18 protein-coding genes are annotated in these 15,123 nt (G+C 74.5%); 7 read left to right on the top strand and 11 right to left on the bottom strand.

Annotated elements, in window-relative coordinates:
* Positions 1–112 precede the first annotated feature (112 nt).
* Together ACGFZ2_RS21185 and ACGFZ2_RS21180 are read left to right on the top strand one after the other, a co-directional pair.
* Positions 113–601, top strand: coding sequence for a PepSY domain-containing protein (locus ACGFZ2_RS21185; RefSeq protein WP_393456034.1), 489 nt, complete (start codon positions 113–115; stop codon positions 599–601).
* Positions 602–703: 102 nt separating this feature from the next.
* On the top strand, positions 704–1,807 hold the full coding sequence (locus tag ACGFZ2_RS21180; RefSeq protein ID WP_393456191.1) for a hypothetical protein: 1,104 nt from the start codon (positions 704–706) through the stop codon (positions 1,805–1,807).
* A gap of 54 nt (positions 1,808–1,861) precedes the next feature.
* Here ACGFZ2_RS21180 and ACGFZ2_RS21175 read toward each other — a convergent pair whose 3' ends face one another.
* Entirely contained in the window at positions 1,862–2,143 is a 282-nt protein-coding gene (locus ACGFZ2_RS21175) for an adhesin (RefSeq protein ID WP_393259059.1), read from the bottom strand.
* Positions 2,144–2,323: 180 nt separating this feature from the next.
* On the bottom strand, positions 2,324–3,397 hold the full coding sequence (locus tag ACGFZ2_RS21170; protein ID WP_393456031.1) for an NAD(P)-binding domain-containing protein: 1,074 nt from the start codon (positions 3,395–3,397) through the stop codon (positions 2,324–2,326).
* Between the two features lie 167 nt (positions 3,398–3,564).
* On the opposite strand from ACGFZ2_RS21170, the gene ACGFZ2_RS21165 reads away from it, so the two are divergent.
* Both ACGFZ2_RS21165 and dacB read left to right on the top strand, forming a co-directional pair.
* Positions 3,565–3,996 carry a hypothetical protein gene (locus tag ACGFZ2_RS21165; protein ID WP_393456028.1) on the top strand — a complete coding sequence of 144 codons (432 nt, stop codon included), beginning with the start codon at positions 3,565–3,567 and terminating at the stop codon, positions 3,994–3,996.
* Between the two features lie 62 nt (positions 3,997–4,058).
* Positions 4,059–5,642 (top strand): D-alanyl-D-alanine carboxypeptidase/D-alanyl-D-alanine-endopeptidase, encoded by a 1,584-nt coding sequence (dacB, locus tag ACGFZ2_RS21160; RefSeq protein ID WP_393259054.1) that lies wholly within the window; start codon positions 4,059–4,061, stop codon positions 5,640–5,642.
* A 73-nt stretch (positions 5,643–5,715) separates the two neighbouring features.
* Here dacB and ACGFZ2_RS21155 read toward each other — a convergent pair whose 3' ends face one another.
* The 6 genes from ACGFZ2_RS21155 to ACGFZ2_RS21130 form a co-directional block, all read right to left on the bottom strand.
* Entirely contained in the window at positions 5,716–6,042 is a 327-nt protein-coding gene (locus tag ACGFZ2_RS21155) for a hypothetical protein (protein ID WP_393259053.1), read from the bottom strand.
* Between the two features lie 89 nt (positions 6,043–6,131).
* Positions 6,132–7,115 (bottom strand): hypothetical protein, encoded by a 984-nt coding sequence (locus ACGFZ2_RS21150; protein ID WP_393456025.1) that lies wholly within the window; start codon positions 7,113–7,115, stop codon positions 6,132–6,134.
* A gap of 72 nt (positions 7,116–7,187) precedes the next feature.
* Positions 7,188–7,532, bottom strand: a complete 345-nt coding sequence (locus ACGFZ2_RS21145) for a DUF1330 domain-containing protein (RefSeq protein WP_393259050.1) — start codon at positions 7,530–7,532, stop codon at positions 7,188–7,190.
* A gap of 119 nt (positions 7,533–7,651) precedes the next feature.
* A complete protein-coding gene (locus ACGFZ2_RS21140; protein ID WP_393259228.1) occupies positions 7,652–7,780 on the bottom strand; it encodes a nitroreductase/quinone reductase family protein in 129 nt (42 codons plus the stop codon).
* Positions 7,777–8,226, bottom strand: coding sequence for a pyridoxamine 5'-phosphate oxidase family protein (locus tag ACGFZ2_RS21135; RefSeq protein WP_393456022.1), 450 nt, complete (start codon positions 8,224–8,226; stop codon positions 7,777–7,779). Before ACGFZ2_RS21135 ends, ACGFZ2_RS21140 begins: the two co-directional genes overlap by 4 nt.
* A 46-nt stretch (positions 8,227–8,272) precedes the next feature.
* Entirely contained in the window at positions 8,273–8,866 is a 594-nt protein-coding gene (locus tag ACGFZ2_RS21130; protein ID WP_393456019.1) for a pentapeptide repeat-containing protein, read from the bottom strand.
* Between the two features lie 79 nt (positions 8,867–8,945).
* Here ACGFZ2_RS21130 and ACGFZ2_RS21125 point away from each other — a divergent pair, with 79 nt between their 5' ends.
* Positions 8,946–10,178, top strand: coding sequence for a serine hydrolase domain-containing protein (locus ACGFZ2_RS21125; RefSeq protein ID WP_393259048.1), 1,233 nt, complete (start codon positions 8,946–8,948; stop codon positions 10,176–10,178).
* A gap of 137 nt (positions 10,179–10,315) precedes the next feature.
* A complete protein-coding gene (locus tag ACGFZ2_RS21120; RefSeq protein ID WP_393456016.1) occupies positions 10,316–10,957 on the top strand; it encodes an NAD(P)-dependent oxidoreductase in 642 nt (213 codons plus the stop codon).
* Between the two features lie 72 nt (positions 10,958–11,029).
* Here the strand turns inward: ACGFZ2_RS21120 and ACGFZ2_RS21115 are convergent, their stop codons facing one another.
* Positions 11,030–11,671: a DUF6642 family protein gene (locus tag ACGFZ2_RS21115; protein WP_357698404.1), complete on the bottom strand. Its 642-nt coding sequence runs from the start codon at positions 11,669–11,671 to the stop codon at positions 11,030–11,032.
* A gap of 304 nt (positions 11,672–11,975) precedes the next feature.
* Between ACGFZ2_RS21115 and ACGFZ2_RS21110 the strand changes: the two genes are divergently transcribed.
* A complete protein-coding gene (locus ACGFZ2_RS21110; protein WP_393259046.1) occupies positions 11,976–12,791 on the top strand; it encodes a D-Ala-D-Ala carboxypeptidase family metallohydrolase in 816 nt (271 codons plus the stop codon).
* Between the two features lie 371 nt (positions 12,792–13,162).
* Here ACGFZ2_RS21110 and ACGFZ2_RS21105 read toward each other — a convergent pair whose 3' ends face one another.
* Both ACGFZ2_RS21105 and ACGFZ2_RS21100 read right to left on the bottom strand, forming a co-directional pair.
* A complete protein-coding gene (locus ACGFZ2_RS21105; protein WP_393456188.1) occupies positions 13,163–13,876 on the bottom strand; it encodes a response regulator in 714 nt (237 codons plus the stop codon).
* Positions 13,855–15,093 (bottom strand): sensor histidine kinase, encoded by a 1,239-nt coding sequence (locus ACGFZ2_RS21100; RefSeq protein WP_393456013.1) that lies wholly within the window; start codon positions 15,091–15,093, stop codon positions 13,855–13,857. The genes ACGFZ2_RS21105 and ACGFZ2_RS21100 overlap by 22 nt, the downstream gene beginning before the upstream one ends.
* Positions 15,094–15,123: the final 30 nt, after the last annotated feature.

Here is a 15,123-nt window from a genome sequence, read left to right as displayed (position 1 = left end):
AGCGCGGCAACCGAGCGCGGCGACCTTAACCCGGGCTTAGCGTTCGGGCAGCGTGCCGCTATCCGGCCGGGCGCGATCCTCGTGGTCAGGAACCGAGGAAAGGCGAACCGAGATGAAGCGCAACCCCCTGATCCTGGCGTCGGTCGGCGGCATGGCCGTGCTCGCCGTAGCCGGCGCGACCCTCGGCGTCGCGGCCGCCGACAGCGGTCCCGCCCAGGCGACCACCCTGGCCGCCGCCACGACCACCCCGACCCCGGACGACAGCACGACCAGCGCCCCGGCGACCGGCGGCACCTCGGCGGCCCCCGGCACGCCGTCGGGCAGCGGAGCCCCGGCGACCGGCGGGAACGCCGTCAGCGAGCAGCGGGCCCGCGAGATCGCGCTCGCCCGGGCGGGCGGCGGCCAGGTCGTCGAGATCGAGGCCGAGCAGGAGCACGGACGTCCCGTGTGGAGCGTGGAGATCGTCTCCGGGCAGACGGAGCACGAGATCGACGTCGACCGGGAGAACGGCACCGTGGTCAAGGCCGAGCAGGAGCCCGTCGACGACGACCACGACGACGACGATGACGACGACAAGGACGACGACTCCGACGACGACTGACCCTGGTGCCGCCGCCTCCCGCGTCAGGGGGGCGGCGGCGCGTCGGTCGGGTCGCGTCCGATCGACCCTGTGACCGACACCGATGTCTGGCTACATTGGGGTATGGTGCCCGCCCACGGAGGCCGGGCGGCGGAACCGGTCTACCGCCCCATCCTCGCCACTCGGCGGGGCGAGCTGGAGGCGCTCGGTCATCTCGACGACGTCGTCACTTCCCTGCTCGCCCCGGTTCTCCAGGTGTCCATCCTGGACTCGTACACACTGGACGTTCTCGGTCGGCTGCCCACCGGGCTGCTCCCGGCCGTCGACGTCACCGGTCTGCCCGACACTCCGGAGACCGAGCTGGCCCGCTGGGGCGTACCGCTGGTGCCGGTGATCGGGCTCGCGGACAGCGACCGGCGCCTGGTGGCGCACGGCGCGGCGGCGCGGGGCCACGCCCACCGGGCGGTGGTCCGGCTGCGGGTCGGCCAGGACCGGGCCGGCCCGGACGCGACCACGGCGGCGGTGGAGCGCGTCTGGCGTCTCACGCGCCTCGTCCCGGAGCAGTGCGACCTGCTCCTCGACGCCGGGGACGTGTGCTGTGCGGCCGACGTTCGGCTCGCCGAGCCGCGGCTGCGCCGGCTGCTGGAGTGGGCCCGCCGGCACGCCTGGCGGTCGGTGAGCGTGGCGGCCGGCGGGATGCCGCCCACGGTGTCCCGCCTCCCCACCGACGAGCCGGTACGCCTCGACCGCTGGGACTGGCGGCTCTGGCAGCGGCTGGCGGACCTCGGCGTCGGGTACGGCGACTACGGCGTCGGCTCGGCGGTGCCCGGCGCCGACCAGCCGGGCGACCGGCTGCCCACCGTGCGCTACACCACCGACGACGCCTGGTGGGTGTACCGCTGGTCGCGGCGGGGTGGGCGGGGCGACGACCGGTTCGCGGACCTGTGCCGCGCGCTGATCTCGGCGCCGCACTGGCCCGCCGCCGGGGCCGACTTCTCCTGGGGCGACCACGAGATCGTCCGGCGCGCCCGGCGGGGCGCCGGTGCGGGCTCGGCCAGCAACTGGGCGGCGTGGAGCACGTCGCACCACCTGGCGCACGTGCTGGCGACGCTGGCGCGCCCCGGGCGGGAGGCCCGGCCGGGGCCGTGGCGTTCCGGTCAGCCGGCCGCCGAGCGGGGTCGGCCCGCCCGGCCGCACCGGGGCGGGGAGACCCGCCGGGCCGGCTGACCCGCTACCTCAGCGCCGGCGACCCGCACCGGCACCGGCACCGGCACCGGCACGTCACTGTTTTTCGGTGAACCCGAACTGCACGATGCCCTCGTCGTCGACGGAGGCATCGACGGAGGCGTCGCCGAGCAGCTCGGCGGCGTCGGAGTCCAGGAAGATCCGGGCGCCCTGGTTGTCGACCACATGGTCGCCCTTGACCGGTTCGGCGACCAGCTCGACGGTGAGCGAGCCCGCCTGGGTGTCGGCGGCGATCCGCACCCCGCCGTCCTCGGCGACGTCCTGCTGGTTGGCGAGGTCTCGAATCACCATCACGGCGTTGTCGGTCATGGTGAGCATGGCGGAACTCCTCGTGGATTCTCGGATACGCGGTGCGGACCGGGATTCGGCCCGCGCACGAGCGCACGTGGGAGGCGATGGAAGGGCGACACGCACATCGCCGTCGCAGGTCGGGGCAGGTGAGAGCCCCTCCACGGCCTACGTTGCCCCCTGCCGGGGGATCCGTCAAATAGAGCGGGATCAGTGCCGGGCGCCGGCCGGGGCGAGCAGTGCCCGGATCTCGCGTGCCGCCGCGCGGCCGGCCCGGTTGGCGCCGACGGTGCTCGCCGACGGTCCGTACCCGATCAGGTGGATCCGCTCGTCGGCGACCACCCGGGTGCCGTCCATCGTGATACCGCCGCCCGGGGCGCGCAGCCGCAGCGGCGCGAGGTGGTCCAGCGCGGCCCGGAAGCCGGTGCACCAGAGGATCACGTCCGCGGGCACGAACCTGCCGTCGTCCCAGGCCACGCCGTCGGGCGTGATCCGGTCGAAGACGGGTAACCGGTCCAGCACGCCGCGCTCGCGCAGCCGGCGCAGCTCGGGCGTGAGCGGCAGCCCGGTCACCCCGACCACGCTGGCCGGGGGGCGGCCGGCGCGGACCGCCGCGTCGACCAGGGCCACCGCCGCCCGCCCTCGTTCGGGGGTGAACTCCTCGTCGCGGAAGTCGGGCGGGCGCCGGGTCACCCAGGTGGTGCCGGCCGCGACGGCGGAGACCTCGGCGAGCAGTTGGACGGCGGACGTCCCGCCGCCGACCACCACGACCCGCCGGCCGGCGAACTCCGCCGGACCCCGGTAGTCGGCCGTGTGCAGCTGGCGGCCCCGGAAGCCCGACCGGCCCGGGTAGTGCGGCCAGAACGGCCGGGTCCAGGTGCCGGTCGCGTTGACCAGGGCCCGGGTGGACCAGGCAGCCCCGTCGGTCAGCACGTCCAGCCGGCCGTCGGGCCGGTCGCGCACCTCGCGGACCCGCACCGGACGCCGTACCGGCAGGGCGAACTCGCGCTCGTACGCGGCGAAGTAGGCGCTCACCACCTCGGCCGCCGGCCGGTCGGGATCCGCCACGGGGAACGGCAGGCCGGGCAGGTCGTGGAAGCCGTGCACCCGGTCGAGCCGCAGCGTCGGCCAGCGGTGTCGCCACGCCCCGCCGGGCCCGTCGTCCCCGTCGAGGATCACAAAGCCGTCACCGGGGGCGAACCCGACGCGGCGCAGGTGGTAGCCGGCGGAGAGGCCGGCCTGGCCGGCCCCGATCACCAGCACGTCGACGGAGCGCTCGTCCATGTCGGGTACAACAACGCACGCCCGGTCCTACTGCCCGCCGGGTGGCGTCTCGCCGCTCACACGGCGCGCCGCGCCGCCGGCATCGTGGCGTTCCGGTTCGGGTAGGAACCGGGCCGCCTCGCCCGGAGTCTGATCGGCGTACGGGCCGGGCTCGGGCGGGAGGCGGAATGGGTGGACGGCGGGGTTGGCGGGCGCTGCTGCCGGCGGCGGCGCTGGGCGTGCTGCTGAGCGGCTGCACGGGCGTCGGGGTGGCCGAGGCGCCGACCGAGGGCGCGGCGTCGTACGAGGCGTGGGGGCTCAACGAGGCGTCGAGCGACCTGAGCGGCGAGGACCGGACGGTGGTGCTCAACGGCGACCTGGAGCACGACAGCAAGGCGTTCTTCAGCGTCGACGGGCGGTGGCGGGCCGACGGGTTCGTGCTGGACGACGCCTCGGCCGAGAAGGTGCGCGCCCTGGCCGGCCGGCTCCCCGACCGGACCGGCGACCCCGAGTGCCGGCGGCTGGTGCTGGTGGCGGAGGGGCTGGTCGACCGGGCGGTCGCCGTCCTCACCCCGGAGGCGTCCGGCGGGCCGGTCACCGCCGCGCCACTCGACGGCTGAACGGTAATTTTCCTTCGGTTGGCGGTCTTCTCTGGCGAATACCTCCGTGGCAGCATCAGCGCATGCATCGTCGTCTCTTCCCCCGGACGCTCGCGCTGGCGGCGCTGGTGGCCGCCGCCGCCACGGCCGGCGCCCCGACCGCCACCGCCGAGTCGCCGACCCCCGCGGCGACCCGCCTGAACGCCACCATCGACGCGATCCTCGCCGACTCCCGGCTGGCCGGGGCGCAGGCATCGGTGGTCGTGAAGGACGCGGCCACCGGCGAGACCGTCTACCACCGCAACGGCGACCGCCGCCTGGTGCCCGCCTCCAACACGAAGCTGCTGACCTCTGCCGCGGCGCTGGAACTGCTCGGGCCCGGGCACCGCTTCGCCACCGAGGCGCGCACCACCGGCACCCGGCGCGCGGGCCTGGTCTCCGGCGACCTCTACCTGCGTGGCGGCGGCGACCCGACCATGCTCGCCGCCGACTACGACGCGCTGGCCGCGCAGGTCGCCGCCAAGGGCATCCGGGTCGTCACCGGCAACCTGGTCGCCGACGACACCCGCTACGACAGCACCCGCCTCGGCCCCGACTGGACCTGGGACGACGAGCCCTACTACTACGCGGCGCAGGTCTCCGCCCTGACCGTGGCTCCCGACACCGACTACGACGCGGGCACCGTCATCGTGCAGGCCGCACCCGGGGCGAGCGCCGGCACCCGCCCGGTCGTCACCACGACCCCGGCCACCGGGTACCTGAAGATCGACAACCGGGCCCAGACGGTCGCCGACGGGGAGACGTCGATCTCCTTCGAGCGGGCGCACGGCGGCAACACGGTCGTGGTCACCGGGCAGATCGCGCTCGGCGACGCGCCGGAGAGCGACTGGGTGACCGTCTGGGAGCCGACCGGCTACGCCGCCGACGTCTTCCGCTCCGCGCTGCGCAAGCACGGCGTTCGGGTGCTCGGCCGCACCGTGCTGGGCCAGGCCACCCCGGAGGAGGCGGCCGAGGTGGGGCGGCACGAGTCGATGCCGCTGGCCCAGTTGATGGTGCCGTTCCTCAAGCTGTCCAACAACGGGCACGCCGAGGTGCTGACCAAGGAGATCGGCCGGATGCTCTCCGGCACCGGCACCTGGACGGCCGGGCTGACGGCGATCAGCGAGTACGTCGCCGACGCGGGGATGGACACCGGCACGCTGCGCCAGCGGGACGGCTCGGGGCTCTCCCGCCGCAACCTGATCCCCGCCGACGAGTTCGTGGACCTGCTCACCGCCGTCCGGGCCGAGCCCTGGTTCGACACGTGGTACGCCGCCCTGCCGGTCGCCGGCGACGCGGACCGCTTCGTCGGCGGAACGCTGCGCAGCCGGATGCGCGGCACCCCGGCGGCGGGCAACGTGCACGCCAAGACCGGCAGCCTGACGGGCGTCTCCGGCCTCTCCGGCTACGTCACCGACGCCGACGGGCGGGTGCTCGCGTTCTCCATCCTGCTCAACAACTACCTGGCCTCGTCCGTGAAGGGGCTGGAGGACCAGATCGCGATCGCGCTCGCCTCGTACACCGAGAAGGGCGCCGCCGCGGCGCGGGTCGCGCCCCCGACGGCACCCGACGCTCCCCGGGTCCCCGAGGGCCGGGAGTGCTCCTGGGTGAAACCCGTCGCCTGCTGACGGGCCGGCGGGGCTGGGCCCGCCGACGGGCCGGCGGGGCCGGGTGCGAGGGTCCCGCCGGCGCTCAGGGCGCTCAGGCGCCCGGGCGCTGCGGCGGCTCGGCGGTCGGGTCGCCGCGCGCGATCAGCGCGGCGATGTCGGCGGGGCGCAGGCCGCGCTGCGCCAGCACCCGGACGCCCCAGCGGTGCAGCCGGCACGGGTGCGGGCTGGCGTCGTTGCGGCAGACCGTCCCGCCGGACCAGCTTCGGGGCGCGTGCACCACCACCGCCCGGACGGCGAACTGCGCGTCCTCGGCGGTGACGTACGGCGGCAGCGGGATCTCCCGGAGCACCTCCCCGGACGGCTCCCCGGCGCCGCGTGGGGCGGGCGGACGGACGGTGCGGGCGATGGTGCTGCTCATCGGTCGAGCCTCCACAGAGGATTGTCGGACGTGGACAGCAGAAAGTTACGACACGGCGAACGCAGCGCGACGGACAAACTGTCCCGGAGTCAGCGACCGCAGCCCCGGCACGGGCGCCGCGTACGCAGGTGGTGGCCGACCGCCGCGCCCCCCAGCCCCCACCCCCACAGCCAGTACGCCGGCTCCGCGACCCAGAAGAACGCGAGCGGGTAACGACCGTCCCCCGGGTCGAACGTGCCGGTGACCGTCTCGACGGTGAGCTGGGCGAGTCCCACCCCGAAATAGCAGACCAGGCCGACGGAGAACAGCGCGGCCGGGACGAGGAGCAGCAGCCGGGGGATCCGCCGGCCGGCGAGCAGCGGCACCCAGCCCGGCCAGACCACGCCCCAGGAGTGGGCCAGGGCCAGCGGCAGCAGCACGCCCGCGAGCAGGAAGCCGACCTCGAAGGCGACCATCGACGCGCCCGCGCTGAGCGGCACGTCCTCGAAGCCGACCCACAGCTGGGCGGCCAGCCGCAGCAGGCAGCCCGCCACCGCCGACCAGGCCGCCACCCGGACCCAGGTCGGCACCGTCGTCGCCGCCTCGCGCGCCGCGCCCGTGCGCCCGCACCGGCGGCAGTCGCCCCGGAGCCGACGCCGGTGTTGCAGGACCGCCGCGTGCAGCAGCGCGGCCCCGGCGAGGCAGGCGAGGCGGCTGAGCAGGGCACCCGGGTGGAACGCCGCACCCGGATCGAGGATCAGCAGCCCGACCACGTCCAGCAGCAGCAACGCGCAGGAGAGCAGCACCGCCGCGCAGACCCCCCACCCGGCGACGGCCAGCGCCGGCCGCCAGGAGCGGGCGGCGGCGAGGCCCGCGCCGACCAGCCCGGCGGCGGCACAGAGCGCCACCGCCCACCAGCCGGTGAAGACCACGAGGTCCGTGTCGAGCGGCGGGAAGGCCGGCGACCCGACGAGGGCCCAACGCACCCGCACCGCGCCGTAGAGCAGGGCCCAGGCGATCACGGCGTACGGCAGGACCGGGCGGCGCGGGCGGGCGGCGGCGGGTGACGGGGCCGGTGACGGCAGCGTGGTCATGCCGCCAGGCTGCCGTCGTACGCGGCGCGGCGGTTCCCCGGCAGGGGTGGACCGGCTCCCCCGCCCGGGGGATCAGCGGGCGGCGCGCTCCCGCAGCCGGGCGGCCGTGCGGCGGGCGTCGTAGTCGGGGGCGACCCCGTCGACGATCAGCGTCGCGCCCGGGATGTGCCGGGTGCGCAGCGGAACGATCTCCTGGTAGGCCGGCGAGTCGTACCAGGCCCGGGCGCGCTCCAGGTCGGGGAACTCCACGATGACCACGGTGCCGGGCCAGTCGCCCTCCTTGACCTCCACCTCGGCGCCGTGCACCCGGAACCGGCCGCCGAACGGGTCCAGCGTGCCCTGGATCCGCTCGATGTAGGTCAGGACGTCCTCGTTGATCTGCGGTGCGTGCAGGTGGGCGAGCGCGAACGCGGGCATGGGTCCCTCCCCGTGGGCCGGTCCGCCCGGCCGGATCGCCGGTGCGGTACGCCGAGTCTCGCGCCGGCGCCCGCCCGGCGTCGATTACCCACGGGGTAACGGCGGCCCGCCGCCCCTGCTCAGACGCGGTCGAGCACGACGACCGGGATGTCCCGGCCGGTCCTCGCCTGACACTCGTCGTACGACGGCCAGACGGCGGCCATCGTGGACCACGTCCGCGGCCCCGGTGGGCGTCGCGCGGAACTCAGTGCCGTCGGCGGCGGTGCAGCCCGCGGCCGGGGTGCCAGCTCTCGATGACCAGGTGGTCCGGCGGATCCCCCACCCGGGTCAGGACCACCTCGGTCAGCTCGATCCGGAACCGGTGCGAGCCGTCGTCGCCGGGCGGCTCCTCGTGCGCCCGGCCGGCGATCTTCGCGTCGCCGTCCCAGGACCGCGGATCGTCCTCGGGAGCGTCCTCCGTCGGGCAGTGCAGCGCCACCCGTGGGTCGCGGCGCAGGTCGAGGGCCTTTAGCGCGCCGGCCATGCTGCCCAGCCGCAGGCGCTCGGGGCCGAAGTCGAACTCCGTGCCGCTGATCCGGGGCGAGCCGTCCCGGCGCAGCGTCGCCATCGTGCCGTGCTTGCGTACCGCGAAGCGGGCACGCACCCGCTCGGCGAACTCGGGTTCCTCGCGCAGGAGGTCGGACCACCATGTCATGGGGCCCAGCGTGGCAGCCAATCCGGACAACCCGTGGCGGCTTTCCTCAGCGGATCTCGAACCCGAGCGCCTGCGCGATCACCACGGTCTGCTCCGGGTCGACGATCGCGCCGGCCCGCTCCACGACGGTGGGGTCGAGCGCGGTCAGGTCGCTGCCGCGCAGGTCGGCGCCGGACAGCCGGGAGCTGTGCAGTTGCGCGGCGGAGAGGTCCACGCCGGTGACGGTGGCGCCGGTCAGGTTGGCCCCGGTGAGGTCGGCCTCCCGCATCCGGACGTCGGTGATCCGCACGCCGCGCAGGTCGGCGCCGGGCAGCGCGACGAACGACCAGTCGCCGCCGGAGACCGTCAACGGCCGCAGGTCGCACTGCGCGAACGTGCTGCCCACCAGCTTGCAGCCGGTGAACTCGGCCTCGAAGAAGTTGCACCGTTTGAAGGTGCAGCGGGTGAAGGCCGAGTCGGTGTGCCGCGAGGCGTTGAACCGCACGTTGCCGAAGGTGCACCCGTCGAAGACCGCGCCCTGGCTGACCGCCTCGGTCAGGTCGACGTGGAAGAACGAGCAGCCGACGAAGTGCCGGTCCACCAGTTCCTCGCCGTACCAGTCCTCGTCGCGGAAGGTCGCGTCCTCGGTCAGTTCGGGCATCGGGCCAGGCTACCGACGTCGTACGACATGTGGCCGCCGAATCTTCCGGTGCGGGGTACCGGCTAGTAGGTTCGGCGGCGTGAGTGTGGCACGCAGCATCGACCCGGACCAGATCGGCTTCGACCCGGCGCGCCTGGCGCGGATCGACGCGCACTTCGGCAGGTACGTCGACGACGGCAAGCTCGCCGGCTGGCAGGTGGTGGTCACCCGGCGCGGCGAGATCGCCCACTCGTCGACGTACGGGCTGCGCGACGTCGAGGCGGGGGCGCCCGTCGAGGCGGACACGCTCTGGCGGATCTACTCGATGACCAAGCCGGTCACCTCGGTCGCCGCGATGATGCTCTGGGAGGAGGGCCGCTTCGAGCTGACCGACGAGATCAGCCGCTGGCTGCCCGAGTTCGCCGACCTGCGGGTCTACAGCAAGGGCTCGGCCCTCAAGCCGTACACGGTGCCGGCGGTCGAGCCGATCCGGGTCTGGCACCTGCTCACCCACACCGCCGGCCTGACGTACGGCTTCATGCAGACCTCGGTGGTCGACGGCCTCTACCGGGCCGCCGGCTACGACATCTACCCGCCGGCGGACGTCGACCTGGCCACCGCCTGCCAGGCGTTCGGCGAGCTGCCGCTGCTGTTCCAGCCCGGCACCGCCTGGGGCTACTCCGTCGCCACCGACGTGCTGGGCCGGCTGGTCGAGGTGGTCTCCGGGCAGAGCCTGGACGCCTTCTTCGCCGACCGGATCTTCCGCCCGTTGGGCATGACCGACACCCACTGGTGGGCCGACGGTGACGCCGCCGACCGGCTCGCCGCGCTCTACGCGCCCGATCCGCGCACCGGCCGCGCGTTCCGCTACGACAAGCTGGGCGCCCTGGCGTACGAGAAGCCGCTGCTCCTCTCCGGCGGCGGCGGCCTGATCTCCTCCGCCGCCGACTACCACCGGTTCACCCAGATGCTGCTGCGCGGCGGCGAGCTGGACGGGGCGCGCCTGCTGGCGCCGCGCACGGTGCGCTTCATGGCCCGCAATCACCTGCCCGGCGGGCAGGACCTGGGGACCCTCTCCACCGGCGGCTTCGCCGAGACCACCTTCGACGGGATCGGCTTCGGGCTGGGTTTCGCGGTGGTGGAGGACCCGATCCCGAGCCGGGTGCCGAGCAGCGTGGGCGAGTACTACTGGGGCGGGGTGGCGAGCACGGCGTTCTGGGTCGACCCCGCCGAGGAGGTCACCGCGCTGCTCTTCACCCAGCTCATGCCGTCGAGCACCTACCCGCTGCGACCGCAGCTGCGCCAGCTCGTCTACTCCGCCCTGGTCGACTGAGCCGGCCGGGCACGGTCGGATCGCCGGTTACCGCACCGGCCGGGCCACCCGCTCCATAACCTGGGAGGCGGACGGCAACCCGGCGGGCGGGCAGGCAGACGGTCACCGCCCCGGCCGGACGGGGGCGGGAGGCGGTCATGAGCAACATCGTCGTGTTCGGGGCGGGCGGCACCGCGGGCTCGCGGATCACCGCCGAGGCGGTCGGCCGGGGGCACCGGGTCACCGCCGCGGTGCGCCGCCCGGAGGCCACCTCGTACCTGCCGCCGTCGGTCAAGCTGGTCACCGGCGACGCCACCAGCGGACGGAGCGTGCGGGAGCTGGCGCCCGACACCGACGCGATGGTGGTGGCGATCGGCGGCGGGGAACGCGGCCTCTGGCTCAACGCGGCCCGGACCCTGGTCGGCACGCTGCGGGACCTGCCGGCCGCGCCCCGGATCATCCACGTGGGCGGCGGGTCCACGCTGCTCACCCCGAAGGGCACCCGCTACCTCGACGAGCCGGACTTCCCCGACGAGTACCGCGACGCCGCGCTGGGCCAGGCCGACGCCCTGGAGTTCTACCGCTCGTCGGCCGACGGGGTGACCTGGACGTACGTCTCCCCGCCGCCGCTGGAGTTCCATCCGGGCGAGCGCACCGGGCACTACCGCACGGGCGGCGACCAGCCGGTCACCGACGACGAGGGCCGCTCGGTGCTCAGCTACGAGGACCTGGCGGTGGCGATCGTCGACGAGATCGAGGCCCCTCGCCACACGAACGAGCGGTTCACCGCCGCGTACTGACGGCGGTTCCGCCCGCCGGGGGTCGACCCGGGTTCGTCGCGATGCCTGCCACCACCCGTTTCTACCAGCCGGTCAGCGCGGGCGGGGCGCGGCGCGGCCGGCGGCGGGCTGGGCGGGGACCCGGGGGCGGACCGAGGGTCGCCAGGCGCGGCCGTTGGCGTAGATGATCCGGAAACCGAGGTACGACGCGAGGGGCGCCCAGTGCGCCGAGCCCATCCGCAGCTCGGCGGCGTTGTGCCGCTGCCCGTTGGCCAGCACGTCGAGCAGTACGGTTTCGAAGGCAGCCGATTCCACCCAGTCCACTTCCCGGGTGAAACCGCAGATCAGCGCCGCTCCAGTGGCGGCCAGGAAGTCCCGCAGCGCGGCGTCGGAGGCGCGCAGCACGGAACAGCTGCCGAAATAGAGCCGCCGGCCCTCGCAACGGCCGGCCATCAGCTCGGCGACGTCGGCGAGTTCGACGGATTCCCAGTCGGTGAGGCAGAGCCGGCTCGGTTCGCCGTGCATCGCGAAGAAGCCCACCCGGTGGTCGGCGTACTGCTTGAGCAACCAACGGTCGACGAAATAGAAGAGTTCGTCGCGGGTCGCCGCGTCCTTGTGGATGAAGCGGATCTTCCCGAGCCGTTCGAGCAGTTCGAGGGTGGGCAGGACGGAGCCGCGCTCGTTGAGGTCCCGGTGCCACTGGCCCTCGACGCAGAAGACGCCACCGCGCGCCACGCCGCCACCTCCCCCGTTCCCGCCGGCGCTGACGTTACCGCGTCGAACCGCCCGCAGAACATCACCCTCGGTGTCGCCTGGTGCGACGCCACGTGCCGTTCGCGGTTCTCTGCGGCCGGTTCGCAGCGATTGGGCGTTTCGCAAATGGGCCCGATGCCCGGGCAGGACCCAGGAACAGCCAATCGTGAGGACAATTCTTGTTAATTGCCACCAAAGGGCCGCCCAGGTGCCAGGGTGGAAACGCGGGACGCCCCGGTCGAGTCCCGAAGGCCACCCCAATCGCACTCCTATCGGGAGGACTTCTGTGCGCGTTAACACCCTGAAGCGGGCGCTTGTCGCATTCGCCCTGGCGGTGCCGGGAGCCGCGATCGCCACGGTGGTCGCCGCGCCGGCGGCCCACGCCGACGCCTGCTACACGTGGAACCGCAACCTCTACCAGGGGCGCTCCGGCGAGGACGTCCGCCAGCTACAGATCCGGGTCGCCGGCTGGGCCGGCAACCGGGACATCGTCGAACTCGACGGCCGCTTCGGGCCGAAGACCGCCGCCGCGGTCCGGCGGTTCCAGTCCGCGTACGGGCTGCGGGTCGACGGCGTCGCCGGGCCGCAGACGTACGCGAAGATCTACGAGCTGCAGGACAACGACTGCACTCCGCGGCACTTCAGCTTCGCGGAGATGGACGACGGCTGCGGCCGCGGCGGGTGGACCGGCGGCCCGCTGTCAGCCGCCCAGACCCGGCAGAACGCCCTGCAGACGATGTGGAAGCTGGAGGCGCTGCGGCGCAGCCTCGGCGACAAGCCGCTCTACGTGAGCAGCGGCTTCCGCAGCCGCGCCTGCAACGACCAGGTCGGTGGGGCGTCGGACAGCCAGCACCTCTACGGCAACGCCGCCGACGTGGTCTCCCGCACGAGTTCGCTGTGCGAGGTGGCCCGGGACGCCCGCAACCGGGGCTTCAGCGGGATCTACGGGCCGGGCTACCCGGACCACGACGACCACGTGCACGTGGACTCGCGGCGGGAGAACGACAGCGATCGCACGCCCAACACCACCAGCTGGTCCGCGCCGGACTGCGGGATCGGCGCCGCCAACACCCGAGCCGGCCAGGGGCCGACGGATCGGTAGGACGGTCACGGCGACGCCGGCCCGGAGCGCGGGTGGGCAATCCCCGCACCCCGGCCGGCGTCGTCCCGCCCCGGGTCGCCGCGGGCGGGCGTACCACGGTCGTCCCGCTGCGGGACACCGCGACCAGCGGCACCTGCTCGTCGGCCCCGGGCAGCCGGGACCGGTGCAGCAGCAGGCGATTCAGGTCGTGCACGTCGAAGGGACGATTCTCCAGCCACTTCACCGATCCGACGACGGTGATCCGCTTTGCGATCGGCTCACGATCGGCGCCGACCAGATCGATCTCCGGATCGTTCGTCCACGTCCATCCTTGATAGTTCCAAGGGTGAAACCCTCACGGATGAGTGTGTCCGCCGGGAGTGGGTCGCGGCTCAGACCAGGCCGGCGTCGTGGACCAGCAGGGCGACCTGGACCCGGTTGTTCAGGTCGAGCTTGACCAGCAGCCGCGACACGTACGCCTTGACGGTGGCGACGCTCATGAACAGCTCGCCGGCGATCTCGGCGTTGGTCCGGCCCTGCCCGAGCGCGACGGCGACCTCGCGCTCCCGCTCGCTGAGCCCGGCGAGCTGCCGCAGCGCCCGCTCCCGGCGGGGGTCGGGGCCACCGGGCGCGCGGGGGGTCGTCACGTGGTCGATCAGCCGGCGGGTCACCGCCGGGGAGAGGGTCGCCTCCCCGGCCGCCACCCGGCGCACCGCCCGCACGATCTCCGCGGGCGGGGTGTCCTTGAGCAGAAAGCCGCCGGCACCGACCCGCAGCGCCCGGAGCACCTGCTCGTCGGCGTCGAAGGTGGTCAGCACCAGCACCTCCGGCGGGTCGGGGGACGCCCGCAGCGCCTCGGTGGCGGCGAGCCCGTCGAGCCGGGGCATCCGGATGTCCATCAGCACCACGTCCGGCGCGCACGCGGCCACGGCGTCGGGCACTTCGCTGCCGTCGGCGGCCTCGCCGACCACGAGCACGTCCGGCACGCCGCCGAGGATCATCGACAGCCCGGCCCGGACCAGCGCGTCGTCGTCGACGATCAGCACCCGCACCGGCCCCTCGGTGGCGGCCGTCGCCGGCCCGGTCACGCCGGCCATGGCAGCCAGGCGGCCAGCCGGAAGTCGCCCGAGTCGTCCCGCCCGTGCTCCAGCCGGCCGCCGGCCAGGCTGACCCGTTCGGCGATGCCGACCAGGCCGGTGCCCGCGCCGGGGATCTCCGGGCCGGTGATGCCGCCGACCGGCCACCGGTTGCGGATCTCCACGGTCAACCCGTCGCCGGGGCCGCCGCCGACGTCGACGGTGACCGTGGCCCCGGCGGCGTGCTTGCGGGCGTTGGTCAGCCCCTCCTGCACGATCCGGTAGACGCTGCGCCCCGCCGCCGCGGGCACCCGTTCCGCCGCCGTGACCACCTCGCGGATGCTGACCCGCACCCCGGCCGACCGAGACTCCTCGATGAGCGCCGGCAGGTCGCCCAGGGTGGGCTGCGGGCGCTCCGGGTCCTCCTCGGCGGCGGTCTCCGCGCGGAGCACCCCGATCACCTCGCGCAGGTCCTGCAACGCGGCGTGCGCGCTGTCCCGGATCACGCCCGCTGCCCTTGCCACCTCCTCCGGCGCGGCGTCCGGCCGGAACTCCAGCGCCCCGGCGTGCAGGCTGAGCAGCGAGATCCGGTGCGCCAGCACGTCGTGCATCTCCCGGGCGATCCGGGTGCGCTCCAGGTGCCGGGCCTGGGTCACCCGCAACTGCTGCTCCGCCTCGGCCCGCTCGGCGCGCTCCCGCAGCGACACGACGAGCTGCCGCCGCGCCCGGACGAACATGCCCCACGCGAGCACGGAGAGGCTGAGCACCACGCCCCAGACGGTCGCCACCCAGTACGGCAGGTGGGGATCGGGACGCAGGTAGCTGAAGAAGAAGTTGGTGACCAGACCGGCTGCGGTGATCCCCAGCGCGACGGCCGTGCGGCGGTGCACCACGACGGTGAAGTAGATGATCAACAGCGGGACCGCCGACGCCAGCGAGAAGACGGTCAGCGGCAGGGTCGCGACGGCCAGCCCCAACGGCCACCGGCGCCGCACCCAGAGCAGCACGCAGCAGACGAGCCCGAGCAGGGCGTCGACCGGGACCATCCAGCGCTGCGGCAGCGGGGTGGCGAATTCCGGGTCGGGCCCGGCGGCGTCCGCCGTGACGAGCAGGACCCAGCCGAGGCCGAGCAGGAAGCAGAGGCTGTCGACGAGCCAGTCCCGGGTGGTCCGCCGACTCCGCCCGGCCGCCCCGGCGAGGGCCCCCGGCAGCAGCCAGGGATGCTCGGGTACGGCCGCGCTGGTCATGCCGCCATGCTAGGCAGCCGCGCCGGACGC

Origin of the sequence: Micromonospora sp. NPDC048063, assembly GCF_043202855.1 — a bacterium.
Taxonomy (GTDB): Bacteria; Actinomycetota; Actinomycetes; order Mycobacteriales; family Micromonosporaceae; genus Micromonospora.
Note: the sequence above shows the minus strand (reverse complement) of the source record. Positions and strands in the feature narration are given on the sequence as shown.

What these genes read in the sequence shown, in the direction of transcription:
- ACGFZ2_RS21135 (WP_393456022.1), bottom strand. Translation starts at nt 8,226, where the DNA reads ATGACATGGTGGTCCGACCTCCTGCGCGAGGAACCCGAGTTCGCCGAG.
- ACGFZ2_RS21120 (WP_393456016.1), top strand. Translation starts at nt 10,316, where the DNA reads ATGAGCAACATCGTCGTGTTCGGGGCGGGCGGCACCGCGGGCTCGCGG.
- ACGFZ2_RS21150 (WP_393456025.1), bottom strand. Translation starts at nt 7,115, where the DNA reads ATGACCACGCTGCCGTCACCGGCCCCGTCACCCGCCGCCGCCCGCCCG.
- ACGFZ2_RS21180 (WP_393456191.1), top strand. Translation starts at nt 704, where the DNA reads ATGGTGCCCGCCCACGGAGGCCGGGCGGCGGAACCGGTCTACCGCCCC.
- ACGFZ2_RS21165 (WP_393456028.1), top strand. Translation starts at nt 3,565, where the DNA reads ATGGGTGGACGGCGGGGTTGGCGGGCGCTGCTGCCGGCGGCGGCGCTG.
- ACGFZ2_RS21100 (WP_393456013.1), bottom strand. Translation starts at nt 15,093, where the DNA reads ATGACCAGCGCGGCCGTACCCGAGCATCCCTGGCTGCTGCCGGGGGCC.
- ACGFZ2_RS21175 (WP_393259059.1), bottom strand. Translation starts at nt 2,143, where the DNA reads ATGCTCACCATGACCGACAACGCCGTGATGGTGATTCGAGACCTCGCC.
- ACGFZ2_RS21185 (WP_393456034.1), top strand. Translation starts at nt 113, where the DNA reads ATGAAGCGCAACCCCCTGATCCTGGCGTCGGTCGGCGGCATGGCCGTG.
- ACGFZ2_RS21155 (WP_393259053.1), bottom strand. Translation starts at nt 6,042, where the DNA reads ATGAGCAGCACCATCGCCCGCACCGTCCGTCCGCCCGCCCCACGCGGC.
- ACGFZ2_RS21130 (WP_393456019.1), bottom strand. Translation starts at nt 8,866, where the DNA reads ATGCCCGAACTGACCGAGGACGCGACCTTCCGCGACGAGGACTGGTAC.
- ACGFZ2_RS21145 (WP_393259050.1), bottom strand. Translation starts at nt 7,532, where the DNA reads ATGCCCGCGTTCGCGCTCGCCCACCTGCACGCACCGCAGATCAACGAG.
- dacB (WP_393259054.1), top strand. Translation starts at nt 4,059, where the DNA reads ATGCATCGTCGTCTCTTCCCCCGGACGCTCGCGCTGGCGGCGCTGGTG.
- ACGFZ2_RS21170 (WP_393456031.1), bottom strand. Translation starts at nt 3,397, where the DNA reads ATGGACGAGCGCTCCGTCGACGTGCTGGTGATCGGGGCCGGCCAGGCC.